Source organism: Kitasatospora sp. NPDC043950, assembly GCF_056435345.1.
The window spans coordinates 1-19,657 of sequence record NZ_JBWKER010000068.1; the positions used below are offsets into that span (position 1 = coordinate 1).

Annotated in this window: 12 protein-coding genes and 1 pseudogene; 2 read left to right on the forward strand and 11 right to left on the reverse strand. The window is 75.1% G+C overall.

Translation table 11 applies throughout. From position 1 onward, the window contains the following. Nucleotides 1-344 precede the first annotated feature (344 nt). Entirely contained in the window at nt 345-542 is a 198-nt protein-coding gene (locus tag AC07BF_RS32910) for a hypothetical protein (protein ID WP_363589710.1), read from the reverse strand. Nucleotides 543-950: 408 nt separating this feature from the next. On the opposite strand from AC07BF_RS32910, the pseudogene AC07BF_RS32915 reads away from it, so the two are divergent. Further along, a pseudogene (locus tag AC07BF_RS32915) lies at nt 951-2,279 on the forward strand (serine/threonine-protein kinase); the annotation flags it as partial. An 835-nt stretch (nt 2,280-3,114) separates the two neighbouring features. Here AC07BF_RS32915 and AC07BF_RS32920 read toward each other — a convergent pair. Next, nucleotides 3,115-3,927 carry a TrmH family RNA methyltransferase gene (locus AC07BF_RS32920; RefSeq protein WP_363583772.1) on the reverse strand — a complete coding sequence of 271 codons (813 nt, stop codon included), beginning with the start codon at nt 3,925-3,927 and terminating at the stop codon, nt 3,115-3,117. A 100-nt stretch (nt 3,928-4,027) separates the two neighbouring features. Here AC07BF_RS32920 and AC07BF_RS32925 point away from each other — a divergent pair, with 100 nt between their 5' ends. Next, nucleotides 4,028-6,769: a SpoIIE family protein phosphatase gene (locus tag AC07BF_RS32925; RefSeq protein WP_400803645.1), complete on the forward strand. Its 2,742-nt coding sequence runs from the start codon at nt 4,028-4,030 to the stop codon at nt 6,767-6,769. Nucleotides 6,770-6,853: 84 nt separating this feature from the next. Here the strand turns inward: AC07BF_RS32925 and cobA are convergent, their stop codons facing one another. From cobA to AC07BF_RS32970, 9 genes are all read right to left on the reverse strand, one after another. Continuing rightward, nucleotides 6,854-8,131 carry a uroporphyrinogen-III C-methyltransferase gene (gene cobA, locus AC07BF_RS32930; protein ID WP_363583776.1) on the reverse strand — a complete coding sequence of 426 codons (1,278 nt, stop codon included), beginning with the start codon at nt 8,129-8,131 and terminating at the stop codon, nt 6,854-6,856. Nucleotides 8,132-8,240: 109 nt separating this feature from the next. Continuing rightward, nucleotides 8,241-12,137 (reverse strand): nicotinate-nucleotide--dimethylbenzimidazole phosphoribosyltransferase, encoded by a 3,897-nt coding sequence (gene cobT, locus AC07BF_RS32935; RefSeq protein WP_478334319.1) that lies wholly within the window; start codon nt 12,135-12,137, stop codon nt 8,241-8,243. Nucleotides 12,138-12,673: 536 nt separating this feature from the next. Continuing rightward, a complete protein-coding gene (gene cbiE / locus AC07BF_RS32940) occupies nt 12,674-13,939 on the reverse strand; it encodes a precorrin-6y C5,15-methyltransferase (decarboxylating) subunit CbiE (protein WP_478334320.1) in 1,266 nt (421 codons plus the stop codon). 235 nt (nt 13,940-14,174) lie between these two features. Then, complete coding sequence (locus tag AC07BF_RS32945; RefSeq protein WP_363583782.1) at nt 14,175-14,816, reverse strand: GNAT family N-acetyltransferase; 642 nt, start codon at nt 14,814-14,816, stop codon at nt 14,175-14,177. A gap of 198 nt (nt 14,817-15,014) precedes the next feature. After that, on the reverse strand, nt 15,015-15,839 hold the full coding sequence (locus AC07BF_RS32950) for a MetQ/NlpA family ABC transporter substrate-binding protein (protein ID WP_363583784.1): 825 nt from the start codon (nt 15,837-15,839) through the stop codon (nt 15,015-15,017). Between the two features lie 58 nt (nt 15,840-15,897). Then, nucleotides 15,898-16,635, reverse strand: coding sequence for a methionine ABC transporter permease (locus AC07BF_RS32955; RefSeq protein ID WP_363372851.1), 738 nt, complete (start codon nt 16,633-16,635; stop codon nt 15,898-15,900). Next, entirely contained in the window at nt 16,632-17,657 is a 1,026-nt protein-coding gene (locus AC07BF_RS32960) for a methionine ABC transporter ATP-binding protein (RefSeq protein WP_063346838.1), read from the reverse strand. Before AC07BF_RS32960 ends, AC07BF_RS32955 begins: the two co-directional genes overlap by 4 nt. Nucleotides 17,658-18,235: 578 nt before the next feature. After that, complete coding sequence (locus AC07BF_RS32965; protein WP_363583790.1) at nt 18,236-18,739, reverse strand: GNAT family N-acetyltransferase; 504 nt, start codon at nt 18,737-18,739, stop codon at nt 18,236-18,238. 476 nt (nt 18,740-19,215) lie between these two features. After that, the gene (locus tag AC07BF_RS32970) at nt 19,216-19,473 is read right to left on the reverse strand and encodes an RNA polymerase sigma factor (RefSeq protein ID WP_159398377.1); all 258 of its coding nucleotides are present in this window, start codon (nt 19,471-19,473) and stop codon (nt 19,216-19,218) included. Nucleotides 19,474-19,657 lie beyond the last annotated feature (184 nt).

A 19,657-nucleotide genomic window follows, 5' to 3' on the forward strand; every position in this document is an offset into this window, starting at 1 on the left:
CCCCCCCCCCCCCCCCCCCCCCCCCCCCCCCCCCCCCCCCCCCCCCCCCCCCCCCCCCCCCCCCCCCCCCCCCCCCCCCCCCCCCCCCCCGGCCGTTTGGCGTTGACGACGGCTTCGGGACGGACGACGGCCGCGGGAAAGACGGCTGCGGGAAAAGAGAAGAGCCGCGTACGGTCGCCCTCACCGACGTCCGTACGCGGCGTCTCCGCCTGCCGGGGCGCTCTGCGCACCGCTCACGCCCGTCCGCGTGTCATCACGGCCGCGGCCTCCCCGGCGGCACTGCTCCCCGTCCCCAGGGGATCAGTGCCCGTTCTGTGGCCGACCCCGTCGGGGCCGGCGTGATCTCAGCGGCCGATCAGATCGGCGACGGCCTGAGCCTGGTTCGCCATCTGATCCCAACCGCCGAAGAGCAGCACCAGCAGCACCGCGCACGGCAGGGCCATGGCCAGTGCCACGGCCGGGTGCCTGGTGGGCTGCTCGGCCGACCGGGACTGGACGACGGCCGACCGACGGCGGGGGTCTCCCGTGAGCTGCGGTGCCATGCCCTTACTCCTGTGGTCCGGTCGAGTTGGCGCGGTGAACGGCTTACCTCGGGGGACGAGCTCCCCGTCCACCGCTGAACACAACGCTATTGCTCAGGGGGCCGTCCGGGCGTCATGCCGTCGTACTGTTCCTCGGGCATCCCGGAGGATGACGCTCAGACTTCAGGCGTACTACCGCAGGGGGAGGGAGCCTTGGCCGCACCCCCGGGGGAACCCTGAGGGGCAACCCCGAGAAACGCTTCGGCACCCCTATGACCTGCGGGTCAGCGCACGATCCGACAATCACACGGCTGCTTGAGGTGTTGCGTATCAGCACACCGCAGGGGGCAGTCCGTAAGCTGTGCCAGACAGGAACTGACGATGCCCCAACCGACGGGGCCTCACCCACAGGCTGACGGGGAACGAAACATGGCGATGATGCGGCTGAGGCGTGAGGACCCCCGCATCGTCGGGCCGTACCGCCTGCACCGGCGACTGGGCGCCGGCGGCATGGGCGTGGTCTACCTCGGCTCCGACCGCCGCGGACAGCGCGTCGCCCTCAAGCTGATCCGCGCCGAACTCGCCGAGGACCAGGAGTTCCGCACCCGCTTCGCCCGCGAGATCGCCGCCGCCTCCCGCATCCGGGGCGGCTGCACCGCCCGCGTCGTCGGCTCCGACATCGAGGCCGACCGCCCCTGGCTCGCCACCGCGTACGTGCCCGGGCCCTCCCTCTACAAGCAGGTCGGCGACGAAGGGCCGCTGAGCTGGCCCGAGGCCGCCCGGATCGGCGCCGCACTCGCCGACGGGCTGGTCAAGGTGCACGAGGCCGGGGTCGTCCACCGCGACCTCAAGCCCTCCAACATCCTGCTCTCGCCGCGGGGCCCGCGCATCATCGACTTCGGCATCGCCTGGTCGCGCGGCGCCAGCACCCTCACCCACGTCGGCACCGCCGTCGGCTCCCCCGGCTTCCTCGCGCCCGAACAGGTCCGCGGCGCCGCCGTCACCCCCGCCACCGACGTGTTCGCGTTCGGGGCCACCCTCGCCTACGCGCTCACCGGTGACACCCCGTTCGGATCCGGGGCGTCCTCCGAAGTCATGCTCTACCGGGTCGTCCACGAGGAACCCGACCTGTCCGCCGTACCCACGCCGCTGGCACCGCTCATCCGCGCCTGTCTCGCCAAGGAACCCGCCGAACGGCCCGGCGCGGCCGCGCTGCACGAGCGCCTCAGCGAACTCGCGGCGCGCGGGGCGGCAGCCGGAACCGCCACCCGGGCCGCGCGGCCCGGCCACGGGCGGGCGGCGGCACCCGCCCCGGCGGGCCCGGCGGCCCAGCCCGCCCCCGACGGCGCCCGGCACGGTGTGCCCGCGCCCGGGCGCTCCCCCGAACCCGCCGCCCCGGCACGGTCCCGGGCCGCCGCGGCGGCCGCGGCCCGGCGCTCGCAGGCGGCCACCGCCCCGCTCCCCCGGCCCGAGGCCACACCGGTGACCCGCCCGCTGCGGGAGCGACCGCACACCCCACCCCCCGGCAGGCCCGGCACCCGCGACCGCGGGCACCCCCGGGACCGCCAGCACACCCCCGCCCCCGGCGGGCGGCCCGGCAACGCGCGGCAGCGGCTGCTGCGGCAGCGGCTCGTGGTCTTCGTCACCGTGACGCTCGGCGTCGCGCTGGCCATCGCGGCCGCCCAGGGGTGCGAGAACCGCAGCAAGCAGGGCCTGCGGCCCTCCGGTGGGTACACCGCCAGTGCGCCCGCCGCGGGCGGCGCGCAGGCCGTGACGGGGACCTCGGTGGACGGGGCCGCCGCGGCCCAGCCCCCCGCCGCCCAGCCTCCGGCCACCCCGTCCGCCGCGGCTGCGGCCGCACACGGCGGCGCGGGCGACAGCCCGTTGGCGCCCCCGTACGGACCGGGGCCGGTGGTGGACTGGCCCAACCGCAGCTACCCCGACGGGGCCGGCGGGCCCGGCATCGCGCTCCGGGACGGCCGGTCGGTCGGGGCCGGCCCGCAGGTCGTGCTCAGCTCCGTGCTGCCCGCCCGGTACAAGGGCGCCCCAGCAGCGGTCGTCGTCCTGCGGCGGGCCGAGGGCTCGGTGCCGGTCGACCTCGTCCAGCTCTTCTCCTTCACCGGGGACACCCCGGTCGCCGCCACCTCCCGCACCTCGGCGGCCGACCCGCAGGCGACGGCCACCTGGCGGCTCGACGGCGGGACGGTCGTCCGCGAGGAGCGGGTCGCCGCGACCGGCGCGACCACCTCGACCCGCTACACCGTCCGTGCCGACGGCACCCTGGACGAGTCCTGGCCCGGCGCCTCCGGCCCCGCCACCCAGCCCCCGGCCGCCGCTCCGGCTCCGCCCACCGCCGCGGCGGGCTGAGCACGGGAAGGCTGCGGCGGGGGGGGGGGGGGGGGGGGGGGGGGGGGGGGTCGCCCGGGCCCCCCCCCCCCCCCCCCCCCCGCTTCCCGCTTCCCGCTTCCCGCTTCCCGCTTCCCGCTTCCTGTGTGATGAGAGCTCCCGCCCCCGGGGAGGCGGGGGGCGGGGAGGCGGGGGCGGGTGGGCTCCTCCGGCGCGAGAGGGGAGGTCGGGCGGGCCGACGTCCCCGTCAGGCGGTGGGGGCGGTGACGGCGTAGAAGGAGACGGCGGCGGCGGCGCCGACGTTGAGGGAGTCGATGCCGTGGGCCATCGGGATGCGGACGGCGTGGTCGGCGGCGGCGAGGGCGGGGCCGGTGAGGCCGTCGCCTTCGGCCCCGAGCATGAGGGCCGCCTTGGGGAGGCGGTGCGGGGCGAGGCCGGCGAGGTCGACGGCGCCGTCGGCGGGGGTGAGGGCCAGGAGGGTGAATCCGGCGGTGCGGACGGTCTCCAGGGCGGCCGGCCAGGGGTCGAGCCGGGCGTAGGGCACCGCGAAGACGGCGCCCATGGAGACCTTCACGGCGCGCCGGTAGAGCGGGTCGGCGCAGTCGGGCGAGAGCAGGACGGCGTCCATGCCGAGGGCCGCGGCGCTGCGGAAGATCGCGCCGAGGTTGGTGTGGTCGACCAGGCCTTCCAGGACGGCGACCCGGCGGGCCCCGACGAGCAGGTCCACGGCCTGCGGCAGCGGCTTGCGCTCCATCGAGGCGAGCGCGCCGCGGTGGACGTGGTAGCCGGTGACGGCTTCGGCGAGCCCCGGCTCGACGACATGGACGGGGGCGTCCGCCTCGGCGATGACGTCGGCCATCACCTCCAGCCACTTGGAGGTCAGCAGCATCGACCGCATCCGGTAGCCGGCGGCGAGGGCGCGGCGGATGACCTTCTCCCCCTCGGCGATGAACAGGCCTTCGGCGGGTTCGCGCCGGCGGCGCAGTTCGACGTCGGTGAGGCCGGTGTAGTCGCCGAGGCGGGGGTCGGCGGGGTCGGTGATGGCGCTGGGTTCGGACACCCTGCGATCTTGCCAAGGCGGGGCGGGGAAGGCCAAACGGCCCAAGCCGCGGGGCGGGCTGGCCTTGGCCCTGTGCCAGCCATGGTGCAAACATGGCCGTATGGCCCGTTTTCCGGGCCGATCCTGGGCTCCGTCGGCCTCTGGTGCTACTGGTTCCGCCGGCTCCTCCGGTGGGCGCCCAAACGGTCGGCTACAGCTGCCACGCGCGAAGCGGCCGTGGCCCGTGCGAAACCGGTCGGTGGCCGGGCAGGTGTTCGCGCTGCAGGTCCTCGTCGTCCTGCTGCTGGTGGCAGCTGCCGCGGTGGCGCTGGTGGTGCAGTCGCGCACCGACGCCGACCACGAGGCCCGCAACCGGTCGGTGGCGGTCGCGCAGACCTTCGCCAACTCGCCGGGCATCGTCGACGCGCTGCGCTCCCCCGACCCGTCCGCGGTCCTGCAGCCCAAGGCGGAGGCGGCGCGGATGTCGTCGGGCGTCGGCTTCATCGTCGTGCTGAGCGACGACGGCATCCGCTACACCCACCCCGACCCGGCCCTGATCGGCCAGAAGTTCGTCGGCACCTACCTGCCCGCGGTGCACGGGCAGGTGGTGACCGAGCGCGTCACCGACTCGCTCGGCCCACTGGTCCAGGCGGTGGTCCCGGTGTACGCGCCGGACGGCTCGGTGGCCGGGCTGGTCTCGGCGGGCGTCACGGTGCGGAGCGTCAGCAGCGCGAGCGAGCGGCAGCTGCCGGTGGTGCTGGGCGCCGCCGCGGGCGCGGTCGGGCTGGCCACCCTCGGCACGGCGCTGATCAGCCGGCGGCTGCGGCGCCAGACCCACGGGCTGGGCCCGGCCGAGATGACCCGGATGTACGAGCACCACGCGGCCGTGCTGCACGCGGTGCGCGAGGGCGTCATGATCGTCGGCGCGGACGGCCGGCTGCTGCTCTGCAACGACGAGGCGCGGCGGCTGCTGGACCTACCGCCGGACGCCGAGGGCCGGCCGGTGACCGAGCTGGGCCTGGAGCCCGCGCCCGAGGAACTGCTGACCGCCAACCGTCCGGTGACCGACGAGGTGGTGCTGGCCGGGGAACGGCTGCTGGCGGTGAACGTCCGGCTGACCGACCAGGTGGGCGGCCCGCCGGGCTGCGTCGCCACGCTGCGTGACTCCACCGAGCTGCTGGCGCTGTCCGGCCGGGCCGAGGGCGCGCAGCGGCGGCTGCGGCTGCTGTACGACGCAGGGGTGACGGTGGGCAGCTCGCTGGACGTGACGCGGACGGCGGAGGAGCTGGCGCAGGTCGCGGTGCCCCGGTTCGCGGACTTCGTCACGGTGGACCTGGCGGACCAGGTGCTGACGGGCGAGGAGCCGCCGCCGGGCACCTCGCTGGGGCGGATGCGCCGCGTCGCGCTCGCCGGCATCCGGGACGACGCTCCGTTCTACCCGGTGGACACGGTGCTGGACGTGGTGCCGGCCACCCCGCTGGCCGGGGCGCTGCACAGCGGGGAGTCGGGGCTGGAGGCCCGGCTGGCCCAGGCCCCGGGGTGGCGGGAGCAGGATCCGGAGCGGTCGGCCCGGGTGCTGGCGTACGGGGTGCACTCGATGGTGCGGGTGCCGCTGCGGGCACGCGGGGTGCTGCTGGGAGTGGCCCGGTTCTGGCGGGCGGACCGCTCGGAGCCCTTCGAGGCTGACGACCTGGCGCTGGCCGAGGAACTGGTGGCGCACGCGGCGGTGTGCATCGACAACGCGCGCCGCTACACCCGGGAGCACGCGATGGCGGTGACGCTCCAGCACAGCCTGCTGCCGCGCAACCTGCCGCCGCAGAGCGCGCTGGACGTCGCGCACCGCTACCTGCCGGCCCAGGCCGGGGTGGGCGGCGACTGGTTCGACGTGATCCCGCTGCCGGGCGCGCGGGTGGCCCTGGTCGTCGGGGACGTGGTGGGGCACGGCCTGCACGCGGCGGCGACGATGGGCCGGCTGCGGACGGCGATCCACAACTTCTCGACGCTGGACCTGCCGCCGGACGAGCTGCTGGGGCACCTGGACGACCTGGTGAACCGGATCGACCAGGACGAGGCCGGGAGCGGCGAGGGCGCGGCCCTGACCGGGGCGACCTGCCTGTACGCGATCTACGACCCGGTGGCGCGGCGGTGCACGCTGGCCAGCGCCGGGCATCCGCCGCCCGCCGTGGTGGGCCCGGACGGGCGGGTGGTGTTCCCGGAGCTGGCGACCGGGCCGCCGCTGGGGCTGGCGGTGCTGCCGTTCGAGAACGTCGAGCTGGACCTCGCGGAGGGCAGCCGTCTGGTGCTGTACACCGACGGGCTGGTGGAGGACCGCGAGCGCGACATCGGTGAGGGGCTGGAACTGCTGCGGGCGGCGCTGACCGGGCCGCCGCGCACGCCGGAGCAGACCTGTGCGGACGTGCTCGGGGCGATGCTGCCGGAGCGTCCGCTGGACGACATCGCGCTGCTGGTGGCGCGGACCAGGGTGCTGGCGCCGGACCAGGTCGCGGAGTGGGAGGTGCCGCCCGAACCGGCGGCGGTGGGCGCCGTCCGGGCCGAGGTGGCGGAGCGGCTGGCGGCCTGGGGGCTGGACGAGGCGGCGTTCGTCACCGAGCTGATCCTGAGCGAGCTGGTGACCAACGCCATCCGTTACGGCACCGGGCCGATCCGGGTGCGGCTGCTGCGGGACCGGGCGCTGATCTGCGAGGTGTCGGACGGCAGCAGCACCTCGCCACACCTGCGGTACGCGGCGACCACCGACGAGGGCGGGCGCGGGCTGTTCCTGGTCGCGCAGTTCGCGGACCGCTGGGGGACGCGCTACACGGCGACGGGGAAGGTGATCTGGACGGAGCAGCCGCTGGAGTAGCCGCCCGGAGCGGCCGGCCGACGGGGGAAGTCGGATGGGAATCGGAGTGGGAAGTCGACGGGCCCGACTTCCCACTCCGGGCGCTCAGCGCGGGAAGGCGGCCGCCAGGACGTTGACGACGTCGCCGACCACGATCACGGCCGGCGGCTTGATCCGCTCGGCCTCGACGGTCGCGGCGACGGTGGCCAGGGTGGCGTCCACCCGGCGCTGGGCGGCGGTGGTTCCCTCCTGGACGATCGCGACCGGGGTGTCGCCCGGGCGGCCGTGCTCGACGAGCTTCGCGGCGATCGCGCCGATCTTGTCCACGGCCATCAGCAGCACCAGGGTGCCGCGCATCTTCGCGGCGGCCTCCCAGTTGGTGAGCGAGCGCTCGTCGTCCGGGCCGACGTGACCGGAGATCACGGTGAACTCGTGCGTCATGCCCCGGTGGGTGACCGGGACGCCGACCGCCGCCGGGACGCTGATCGAGCTGGAGATGCCCGGGACGACGGTGACCGGCAGTCCGGCCTCGGCGCAGGCGAGCAGTTCCTCGCCGCCGCGCCCGAAGACGTACGGGTCGCCGCCCTTGAGCCGGACCACGAACTTGCCGGCCCTGGCGTGCTCGATCAGCGTCCGGTTGATCGCCTCCTGGGCCATGAACCGGCCGTAGGGGATCTTGGACGCGTCGATGACCTCGACGTGCTCGGGCAGTTCGGCGAGCAGTTCGCGCGGGGCGAGACGGTCGGCGACCACCACGTCGGCGTCGGCCAGCAGGCGGCGGCCGCGCACGGTGATCAGGTCCGGGTCGCCCGGGCCGCCGCCGACCAGGGCGACGCTCCCCTGGCCCGGCTGCCCCGAGGCGCCGCCGACGCCGTGCGCGCGGAACTGGCGGACGGCCAGCGAGCCGTCCCGCAGGCCGTCCACGATGGCGTCGCGCAGAGCGGCGGAGTGGCGCGGGTCACCGGTGAGGACCGCGACGGTGGCACCCGCGTCGCGGCCGCTGGCCGGGGTCCAGGCGGTGGCGGCGGAGGCATCGTCGCTGCGGGCGCAGAACACCCGCTCGCGCTCGGCCTCGGCGCTGACGGCACCGTTGACCGCCGGGTCGTCGGTGGCGACCAGGGCGTACCAGGCGCCGGCCAGGTCGCCGTCCCGGTACGGGCGGGCGTGCCAGGTGAGTTCGCCCGCGTCTGCCATCGCCTGCACGGCCGGGGTGGTGGCCGGCGATATCAGGTGCAGCTCCGCACCGGTGGCGATCAGCGCGGGGAGCCGGCGCTGCGCGACCTGGCCGCCGCCGACCACGACCACGCGGCGGCCGGCGAGCAGCAGGCCGACCGGGTACGGGGTACGGCCTTCGGTGCTGGGGTGCGGGGTGGGCGCGGTCATCGGCGGTGCTCCTGATCGGGGGTGAGGGTCCGGGGTGCGGGTGCGGCGTGACGCCGCTCCGCGGACCGGCGCGCCCTCGGGCCGGTCCGCGGAGTGGTGACGGAGAACGTCAGCCCTTCTCGGTGACCCCGGCGGAGTCGAAGGTGGCTACATCGTGCATCGCCCGGGCCGCGCTCTGCACCAGCGGCAGGGCCAGCAGGGCACCGGTGCCCTCGCCGAGCCGCAGGTCCAGGTCGATCAGCGGACGCAGGCCCAGCTTCGCCAGCGCGGCCTGGTGGCCGGGCTCGGCGGAGCGGTGGCCGGCGATGCAGGCCGCCAGCACCTCGGGGGCGATCGCCTTGGCCGCCAGCGCGGCCGAACCCGCGATGACACCGTCCAGGACCACCGGGGTGCGCAGCGAGGCCGCGCCCAGCAGGAAGCCGGCCAGGGCCGCGTGCTCCAGGCCGCCGACGGCGGCGAGGACGCCGATCGGGTCGGCCGGGTCGGGCCGGTGCAGGGCCAGCGCGGCCCGGATGACCTCGATCTTGCGGGCGTGCGTCTCGTCGTCGATGCCCGTGCCGCGGCCGGTGACCTCGGCCGGGTCGAGGCCGGTGAACACCGAGATCAGGGCGGCCGAGGCGGTGGTGTTGGCGATCCCCATGTCGCCGGTGACCAGTGCCTTGTTGCCGGCCGCGACGAGGTCGCGGGCGGTCTCGATGCCGACCTCGATGGCCTTGAGCGCCTCCTCGCGGGTCATCGCCGGGCCCTGGGTCATGTCGGCGGTGCCGGGCTTGACCTTGCGCGGCAGCAGGCCGGTGGTGCGGCCCTGCTGGATGGCCTCCGGCAGTTCGGCGGCGACGCCGACGTCGACCACGCAGACCTCGGTGCCGATCTGCTTGGCGAAGGAGTTGATCACCGCTCCCCCGGCCAGGAAGTTGCCGACCATCTGGGCGGTCACCTCCTGCGGCCACGGGCTGACGCCCTGCGCGTGCACGCCGTGGTCACCCGCGAAGATCGCCACGCAGGCGGGCTCCGGGATCGGCGGCGGGCACTTGCGGGACAGGCCGCACAGCTGGGCGGAGATGATCTCCAGCATGCCGAGCGAGCCGGCCGGCTTCGTCATCCGCTTCTGCCGGTCCCAGGCCTCGCCGAGCGCCTTGGCGTCCAGCGGGCGGATGCCGCGCAGGGTCTCGGCGAGCAGGCTCTGCGGCTCCTCGCCGGGCAGCGCGCGGTTGCCGTACTGCTCCTCGTGGACCACCCAGGACAGCGGGCGCTTCTTGGCCCAGCCCTGCTGCTCCAGCTCGGGCTCGTCCGGGAAGGAGTCGACGAAGCCGACGCACAGGTAGGCGACGACCTCCAGGTGCTCGGGCAGGCCGAGCTCGCGGACCAGCTCCTCGTCGTCGAAGAAGCTCACCCAGCCGACGCCCAGGCCCTCGGCGCGGGCGGCCAGCCAGAGGTTCTCGACCGCCAGGGCGGCCGAGTACGGGGCCATCTGGGGCTGGGTGTGGCGGCCCAGCGTGTGCCGGCCGCCGCGGGTTCGGTCGGCGGTCACCACGATGTTGACCGGCGTTTCGAGGATGGCCTCGGTCTTGATTTCCTTGAACTGCTTGGCCCGGCCCTTGGGCAGCGAGTCCGCGTACACCTCGCGCTGGCGCTCGGCCAGGGCGTGCATCCGCCGGCGGGTCTTGGCCGAGCGGATCACCACGAAGTCCCAGGGCTGGGAGTAGCCGACGCTGGGGGCGGTGTGGGCGGCCTCCAGGACGCGGATCAGCACCTCGTGCGGGATCGGGTCCGGGCGGAAGCCGTTGCGGATGTCGCGGCGCTCGCGGATCACCTGGTGGACGGCCTCGCGTTCGGCCTGGTCGAAGCCGGGCGCGGCCGGGCCGCGGGGCTCGGCCGGCTCTTCGGCCTGCGGTTCCTCGGCCTGCGCTTCCTCGGCCGGCTGCTCCGCCTGACCCTCCGCCTGGTCCTCCGTCTGCGGCTCCGTCGACTCCTCCGTCAGCGGCTCGGCGGCCTGCTCAGCCGGCTGCTGCTCGGCGGCGGGGGCCTCCGGCGCGGCGGCCTCCTCGGCGACGGCCTCGGCGGCCACGGGCTCGACGGCGGCCGACTCGGCGGTGGGGGCCTGCTCGGCGGACTCTGCGGCCGGGTCGGTGACGGGCTGGGCCTGGTCGTCCGGGGCCGCGGAAGGCTCGACGGCCTGGACGGCCTGGACGGCCTCGGAAACCTCGGCGACCGGCTCGGCGGCGGTCTCGATGGCGGTCTCGGCGGATACGGCAACAGGCTCGGCGGGCTCGCTGACCGGGGTGGCGTCCGCGACCGGCTGCGGCGCGGTCTCCGCTGCGGCGGCCTCGGCCTCAGGCTCGACGACGGGCTCGACCGGGGCCTCGACGGCCTGGTCCACGACCGGCGCGGCCTCCTGCGGCTGCCCGCCCTCGGCGGGCTCGGCAGCGACCTCGGTGGCGGGCTCGGCAACGGCCTCGGCGGGCTCGACGACGGCCTCGACGACGGCCTCGACGACGGCCTGGCCGGAGGGCATCTCGCCCGTGCCGGCGGCGGTCTCGGCGACCGCCTCGACGACCGTTTCGACGACGGGCTCGACCACCGCCTCCGGCGCGGGCGCCACGGCCTCGGCGGGCTCACCGGCCTCGACCGCGACCGCGACCACGGCCTCGACGGGCGGGGCGGCCTGGGCGGCCTGGGCCGGCTCCTCGGCCGCTATGGGAGCGGGCTGCTGCGGGGCGGCCTCCTCGGCCACCGGGGCCTGCGCGGCCGCCGCGACCGGAGGCAGACCGTGCGGGGTGGGCGCGGCGAGGAATGCGGAGATGCGCCGCGGCGGGCCGACCGGGGCGGGGGCCTCGGTCTGTTCCGCGGGCGCGGCCTGCGCGGCGGCCTCGACGGCAACCTCGGCGACGGCCTCGACCGGCGCCTCAGCAGCGGCCTCGACCGGTGCCTCGGCGGGCGCCGTCACCACGGCCCCGGCGACCGGTGTGCCGCCCGGGTCGACGACCGGCCGGCCGGACTCCGCCGGGACCGGCTCGGCCACGGCGGCCTGCGCCGCGTCCACCGCGGCCTCGGCGACGACGGCCTCCGGCAGCTCGACGACCTCGATCACCTCGATCGCCCCGACCGTCTCGACGGCCAGCTGGGCCTCGACCGGGTGCGAAGCCAGCGGCACCTGCTGGAACTCCTGGAACTCCTGGGCCTCCGTCACGGGAACCGCCGGCACCACCGAGGGCGCGGGCGCTGCCGGAACGGCCTGCGGCGCGGCGGCCGGCGCCGGGGCGACGGCCTCGGCCATCGGCAGCCGGCCGACCACCGGGATGCCGTGCGCGGGCGTACCGCCCTGCGACGGGCCGCGGTCGGCGAGCGAGCGCACCGGGACCTGGCCGGTCATCAGCGACGGGTCCGGGATCGGCGGACCGGCGTGCAGCGGGCGGCGCGGCGGCTGAGAAGCCGTCATCGCCTCCGTGGCCTGCGGGTGCGCCGGGGCGGCGTGGAACGGCTGCTGCGCCTGCTCGGCGCCGAGCACCGGCGGCTCCAGCGGCGGCCACGAAGGCTCGACCGGCGTGCCGTCCTGCTGCGGGGCGAGCGGCGTCTGCTCGGTCGGGAGGGGCGCCAGCGGCTCGCCCCAGGAGCCCTGCGGACCGGGCATCAGCAGGACGTCGTCCTCGTCGTCCTGGTCGAGGAAGTGGAAGGCCGGACGCGGGGCGCCCGGGTCGACGCCCCAGCCCTCACCGGGCACACCGGGAGCCGGTGCGCCGGGAGCCGACAGGCCGGGGGCCGGTACGGCGAAGCCGGACGCGCCGAGCGGCTGGCCCTGCGGCGGGATGACTCCCGCGCCGTGGGGCACCGCACCACCGGCCAGGCCGTGGCCCGGCGCCGTCGGGTTCGGGATCATGCCGCCGTCCGTCGCGACGCCTTGCAGGGGTGCAACGCCCGCGACGCCCTCCGGTCCGCCGAGCTGGTCCGGCCCGGCGTTCAGGTGCTCCGGCATTCCCTCGCCCGGGACGTGGCCGCCATCGGTCATTGTCAAACGCTCCTTCCAGGCCGCTGCCGCGCCCTTGGCGACACGATCACCGACCGCAGCGCCCATCCGCACGGGCCGGGCCTGCACCGGCCCGTCCCTCAACCACACGCGGCCGCCGCGCCGAGGCGCTGCGGCCCAAGTCCTTCCGGCGCACTGCGGCACCCCGGCCTGCGCGCCGCCCACACCGGGCGGCGCACCATCTGAAACAACGACAACCCGGAGGAACCGGCACGACCGCACCGGACCCTACGGCATTCTCCAGGTCCGGCACGCGGCCCGTCGAATTGCCCACACTCCGAGCAAAACCGGGTTGCACCACGTCAAAAAGGCGACAAACCGACTGAATCGGGTGGGTCGCCGACCGCCGCAGCCGCCCAGGACGCCACACTACCGGCCCAGCACGGTCACCTCTCGAATCGGTGTCCGGATGCGACCTGGATCACCGCCCGGCCCCACCACGACCCCTCAGCAGCACAGCGCGGGAGCGGAACGCGCCCGGCGGATCGGACCGAATCCACAGGACGCACCCCAGTCCTTCACGCGATCTGCTCACCCCAGAGCAGCAGCACGCCGGTACCGCCCGCCCCCAGAGCCAGCCCGCCACCGGCGCCACCGGCGACCGACAGCGGAGTGGACTGCAGCAGCGCACCGTCCGCCCGGTAGCCGGCCTCGGCGATCGCCCGGTGGATCTGCTCCCCCTCGGCGAGGGTCCGGGGCACCGCGACGAACCGCTCCGGACGGCGGGCCAGCACCGCGCGCACCACGTCGAGGCCGACGGACTCCACCACCGCCACGTCCGGCTCGGGCAGGCCGCCCAGCACCTCGGGGCCCTGCCCGTGCACGGTCTCCACCTCGACGCCGTACCGGCGCGCGTTCACCGCCAGCCGGGCGCAGGCCGAGCGGGACGCCTCGACCGCGACCACGGCGGCGCCGAAGCGGGCCGCCTCCACCGCGAGGGCGCCGCTGCCCGCGCCGACCGACCAGACCAGGTCCCCCGGACGAGCACCCAGACGGGCCAGCACCAGGGCGCGCACGTGCGCGGGGAGCACCTCCGATGCGCCGGGCTCGTCCCCCGCGCGCCCGGCGCCCGCGTAGGCGTCACCGGGGAGCGCCCAGCCGCGATCCGCGCCGGGGAAGCCGACCGGGCGCCCGGCCAGCCAGCCGGCCTCCGTGTCGACCCCGCCGGCCTGGGGACCGCCGTGACCGCCGATCACCAGCACCACGTTGGGGTCGCGCCACACGTGGTCGGCGATCCGGTCGGAGGTGAGGACGGTGACGTCCTCGTCCGGGGTGCCGAGGGCCTCGCAGACCACGAAGGTCCGGTGCACCCCGCGCAGCATGAGGGCCAGTTCGCTCGGACCGGCGCCGGGCGCGGTCAGCACCGCGACCTTGGGGTGGGCCCGGCAGATGTTGGCCGCGCGGCGCAGCCGTCCGCCGTGGGCGCTGACCACCTGGGCGTCCTCCCAGGGCATGCCGGCCCGGGCGAAAGCGGCGGCGACCGAGGAGACCGCGGGCAGGACCTCCAGTTCGAGGCCGTACTCGGGGCGGCGCAGCGCGCGCACGACGCCGAAGAAGCCCGGGTCGCCCTCGGCGACCACGACGGCGGCGCCGCGGTGCTCGGCGATCCGCCGGGCGGCCTGCCGGACGTTGCCGAGGGTGATCCGCTCGGCGGCGTCCGGCACCGGGAGGGCGTTCAGTTGGTAGGGGGCGCTGGCCACCAGGGTCGCTGCGGCGAGGGCCGCGCCGGCGGCCTCGGTCAGCGGCGTGCCGTCCCACCCGATGACCGTGATCCGGTCAGCCATCTGCGGCCGTTCTCCCTCGACTCGGTGCGCGGACCGGCCTGCGACCCGGGGTGTCCCTGTGGTGTCACCCGGTGTGCGACTCGGTGCGCCGACAAACCGCGCCGGTGTGCGGCGCCGGAGCAGAGGCTACCGGGTGTGATCCCCTCGGCGCCGACATCTCGTACACATGTCCGTGACGAGCCGGTGGCGGATCAGCGGCACGAACGGCTCAGGCGGCACGCGCGAGCGGGGCGGCTCAGTCGCGCAGCACGTAGCGGTGGTCGCCGTGCCAGCCGGTCCGCTGCGGCTCGGGCTCGGGCGCGTCCAGGTCCTCCGGGAGCAGGCTCCACAGGATGAGGTCGCTGCGGCTCTCCACGACGGCCTCACTGGACTCACCCCGGACTATCCAGGCGCTGCGCAGCACGCCCTCGCTGATGCCGCCGATCTTCTGGGCGACCTGCTGGGCGGCGGTGTTCCCGGCCGCGGTGCGCAGCTCCAGGCGCAGGAAGTCGCGGTCCTCGAACAGCCACTGGCTGACGCCGAGGACGGCCTCGGGCGCGTAGCCCTCGCCGCGGGCCCAGGAGGCGGTGACGTAGGAGATCTCGGTGCTGCGCAGGCGCCAGTCGGTGTTGCGCAGTTCGACCAGGCCGACCAGGCGCTGGGTGAGGTGCTCGGTGACGGCGAAGACGATGCCGCGACCGGCGGCCCGGTGGGCGGGGGCGAGGGTGCGGGCGAGTTCGGTCGCGTACGCCTCGGTGAAGGGGTGCGGCAGATCGGTCCAGGCCAGGACGAGTTCGTCCGCCATCATCGTGGCCAGGCCGGGCGCGTCGTCCTCCGCAAGGGGCCGCAGCAGAAGCCGTTCGGTGCTGATGGCGGTCTCGGGGAAGCTCGCTGCCATGCCGTCTCTCCTCGCCGGGTCGTGAACACAACACCGTACGCCCCCGCCGTGCCCCGGGTGTCACGCGGTGCGCCGCCCGCACGACGGTACGTCAGAACGCCGCCGACCAGGGCTCCCCGGGTGCATCCTGCCCGACCGGGCCCCCGCCGAGGTGCGGCGGGGGCCCGGTCGGGGTCAGGGCATGGATCGGACCGCGGCTCAGAAGGCCGGGATGACCGAGCCCTGGAAGGTGTCGTCGATGTACTTCTTGACCTCGTCGGAGTGCAGCAGCTCGGCCAGCTTCTTCACGCGCGGGTCGTTCTCCTTGCCCTTCTTCACGGCGAGGATGTTGGCGTACGGGTTGCCCTCGGCCTTCTCCAGCACCAGCGCGTCGGTGGCGGGCTTCAGGCCGGAGTCGAGCGCGTAGTTGCCGTTGATGACGGCGGCGTCGAGGTCGGCGATGGAGCGGGGCAGCTGGGCGGCCTCCAGCTCCTTCCACTTGAGGTTCTTCGGGTTGCCCGTCACGTCGGCCGGGGTGGCGGCGGTGGTGACGCCGTCCTTCAGCGTGATGAGCTTGTTGTCGGCGAGCAGCTTGAGCGCGCGGCCCTCGTTGGTGGCGTCGTTGGGCAGGCCGACGGTGGCGCCGTCCGGCAGGTCGGCGATCGACTTGACCTTCTTGGAGTAGACGCCGAGCGGCTCCAGGTGCACGGGCTCGACCGAGACGATGTCGGTGCCGTGCTTCTTGTTGAAGTCCTCCAGGTACGGGACGTGCTGGAAGTAGTTGGCGTCGGCCGAACCGTCCTGCACCGCCGTGTTGGGGGTCACGTAGTCGGTGACCTCCTTGATGTCGAGCTTGAGGCCCGCCTTGGCCGCGAGGTTGTCCTTGACGAACTTGAGGATCTGCCCGTGCGGGGTGGGGCTGGCGATGACCTTGAGCGGCGCGTTCGGGTCCGAGGAGGAGGACCCGGAGCTGCCGCACGCGGCCAGCGAGAGGGCGATGCCGGCGGTGGCGAGGATGCTGGTGAACTTCAGGGCGTTGCGCACGAAAAGTGCCTTTCTGCGTGATACGGGGAGCCGTGGTCCGGTGTCGGACCCGGGAGGTCTAGGGGGCGACGAGGTCCTCGTCGGGGGCGGCCGGTCCGGCCGGGGTGCGGCCCAGCAGGCGGGTCCGGCCGCCGGTGCCGCCGCGGTTGGCGAGGCGCCGGACGGCGAAGTCGCCGATCAGCTGGACGGCGGTGACGAGGATCACCAGCTCGGCCACGATGACCCACATGAAGGCCGTCTCGAAGCGCTGGTAGCCGTAGTTGACGGCGAGCGTGCCGAGGCCGCCGCCGCCGACCGTGCCGGCCATCGCGGAGTAGCTGATCAGCGTGATGATCGTGGTGGTCACCGAGGCGGCGATGCCGGGCAGCGCCTCCGGGAGCAGCGTCTTGCGGACGATCGTCCAGGTGCTGCCGCCCATCGCCTGGACGGCCTCGACCAGGCCGCGGTCGACCTCGCGGACGGAGGTCTCGACCAGGCGGGCGAAGAACGGGATGGCGCCGATGGTGAGCGGCACGGTCGCCGCCTGCCAGCCGATGGAGGTGCCGACCAGCCAGCGGGTGAAGGAGATCAGCGCGATCATCAGGATGATGAACGGCACCGAGCGGGCGATGTTCACCACGAAGGCGATCGACTTGTTGACGGCCCGGTTGGCCAGCAGCCCGCCCTTGTCGGTCAGCACCAGCAGGATGCCCAGCGGCAGGCCGAGCAGCACGGTGACGGCCGTGGAGACGCCGACCATCTGGAAGGTCTCCTGCGTGGCGGGCCCCATCAGGGCCCACATCTGGTCCCAGGTCATGCCACCGCTCCGTCCGCCGCGCCCAGTACGTCCACCTGTAGGCCCTGCTCGCGCAGGTAGCCGATCGGCACCACGTTGTCCTGGTGTCCGCCGGAGAGCTCGACCCGCATCCGGCCGACCATCCGGCCGGCGATGGTCTCCACCGCGGCGCCGAGGATGTTGATGTCGATCTGGTAGGTGCGGGCCAGCTGGGAGACGAAGGGCTGGGCCGAGGAGTCGCCCTGGAAGGTGATCTCCAGCACGGTCGAGCCGGGGTGGCCGGTGCCGAACTCGCTGAGCGGGAACAGCTCGCGGGCCAGCTCGGAGCCGGGCTCGGCCAGCAGGTCGGTCAGCCTGCCGGACTCGACCACCCGGCCGCCGCGCATCAGGGCCGCGGAGTCGCAGACGGACTTGATGACGTCCATCTCGTGGGTGATCAGCAGGACGGTGAGGCCGAGCTGCTGGTTGAGGTCGCGCAGCAGCTTGAGGATCGAACGGGTGGTCTCCGGGTCGAGCGCCGAGGTGGCCTCGTCGGAGAGCAGCACCTTGGGGTCGCCGGCCAGGGCCCGGGCGATGCCGACGCGCTGCTTCTGGCCGCCGGAGAGCTGGTTGGGGTAGCTGCGGGCCTTGTCGCCGAGGCCGACCAGGTCGAGCAGTTCGGCGGCCTTGCGGCGGCGCTGGGTGCGGTCCAGCCCGATGATCTCCAGCGGGAGCTCGACGTTCTGCTGGACGGTCCGCGAGGAGAGCAGGTTGAAGTGCTGGAAGACCATGCCGATCCGGCGCCGCGCCTCCCGCAGCTCCCGGCCGGCCCGGTTCTCGCCGCCGGACAGCGCGGTCAGCTCGACCCCGTCCACCGTGACGGTGCCGGAGGTCGGACGCTCCAGCATGTTCACGCAGCGGATGAGCGTGGACTTGCCGGCGCCGCTGGTGCCGACGACTCCGTAGACCTCGCCAGGGCGGACGTGCAGGTCGACGCCGGCGAGGGCGCTCACCTCGCGGCCTCGGGAGCGGTAGACCTTCGTGAGGTCCGTGGTGGTGATCACAGCTGCTTCCGTGGGTCGGGGGCGGGCGGCGGGCGGCCGCCCGACCGGGGTGCGGTCGGCGACGTGCACGGCGCTTCGCCAGGGGGATCCGGACCTGCCACCTCTTGATCGTGGCCGCTGAGCGGCCGGGCCGCGCGACGGCGTGGCCCTTACGAGTCATCGGGCACGAGTCACGGGCACGAGTCGTCGTGGACGACCACCCGCCCATGGGCGGGCAGGCGGGAGAAGGGGTGTGGCAGGCTGGGCGCGCTCGCACGGACGGGAACGACGCCGGGTCTCGCTTCGGGGCGCGAGGTGGGGGCACCCTCAACCGGGTGCCGGGGGCGGTGGCCCTCAGCGGTGACACATTCGACGGCACATGGCGCGCTCACCTGCCGGCAGGGTGCCGGTGGGGGTCCATTTCGTCGTCGCAGTCATGTGAGCCAGTAAATCAGATGGGTCGATTTGGACCCAATTACTTGGATGTGATGTCCGCAATGCGGACACCCGACGCCGCCACCAGCGACGATGCGGCTCGGCGCCGCCACCGGAGTGTCCGGATGGTGGCGGCGCCGTGCGGGCCGGAACGGGCGGAGGGCTCAGGCGGTCGCGGCGAGCGACACCACGGCGGGCTTCTCCAGGTGTACCAGGCTGAGCCGGTCGGTGACCTGCTCGACCGCGGACTGCCGGTAGCCCAGGCGGGTGTACAGCCGCAGGTTGCCGAGGCTGCGGTGGCCGGTGAACAGACGGTAGGAGGTCACCGGACGGCCGTCCTCGGCGAGGCGGCGCTCCAGCGCGTCCAGCAGCCGGCCGCCCAGGCCGTGCCGCTGCATCCTCGGGTGGACGACCAGGCGCCCTATCCGGCCGACGCCCTCGGCGTCGACGTGACCTCGGATGGTGCCGACCACCTCGTCGCCCAGCCGGGCGACCAGGACGTACTGCCCGGACAGTTCGGCGCGCAGGCTCTCCAGGCTCTGCGTCAGGGGCTCGATCGCCCAGTCGCCGTACAGCTCCGCCTCGGGCTGGTAGCCGAGGTACTGGAGCTTGAGGATCTGCTCCGCGTCCTCGGCGTCCGCCGCCGAGATGATCACGCTCATGCCCATGTGCTGGGGCCTCCCCATCGTCGTGCCCGGCGCGCAAACGTGAGGGTGACGCACCGGATGCCCTGCCGGAGATGTCCCGGCCGGGGATCTGCCCTGACCGGGGGTGGCGCACGAACGTACCAGCCGCGCGGCCCGGAAGTGACCGGGTCGACGGCGACGCGCTCACGCTCAGTATCCGAGTGATCGCGGCACCGTCAAGAGCTACGTTCGCCAGCGCTCTACCCGTGTGTCAGCTGCTCTCAACCTTCGGGGCGTTCGACGTGGCGAGGGTCACGCGGGGGCGGGGCGGGTGGTGGGGCCGGTGGCGGGCGCCGCGCGCGGGGCGTGGCCGGGGGCGGCGACGGCTCGACGTGGCGAGGGTCACGCGGGGGGGCGGCGGGCGACGGCGGCGGGCGGGCGGGCGGAACGTCACTCGGGCGGAGCCGCCTCCGGGGTGATCTGCATGCGGAGCGTCACCGGCCGCTCGCGGGTACCCCTCACGGGTACCGCTCGGCGTGGAGGAGGATCCGCAGGCAGGCGAGGCAGCGGGAGCGGGTGGGCCCGATCGAGCCGCGCGGCATGCCGAGGCGTTCGGAGAGCTCCCGGTAGGTCGGCGGTGGATCCTCGGCGAGGGCGGCGACCAGCTCGGGGCAGCGGCCCGGCAGGCCGGCCACGGTCTCGCGCACCACGCGGCGGCGGCGTTCGGCGAGGAAGACATCCTCGGCGGAGGGGACGGGCGGAAGGGTTGTGCACACACCGTGCATGACGGGCCGAGGCGGGCCGGGTTACGCCCGACCGGGGGTGCGGACGCCGGAGGGGGGGGGGGGGGGGGGGGGGGGGGGCCCCCCCCCCCAACCACCCGCGGGACCCCGGGCCCCCCCCCCCTCTCCCCTCCGCCCCACCCTCCCCCCCCCCCCCATCCCACCCCCCCCCCCCCCC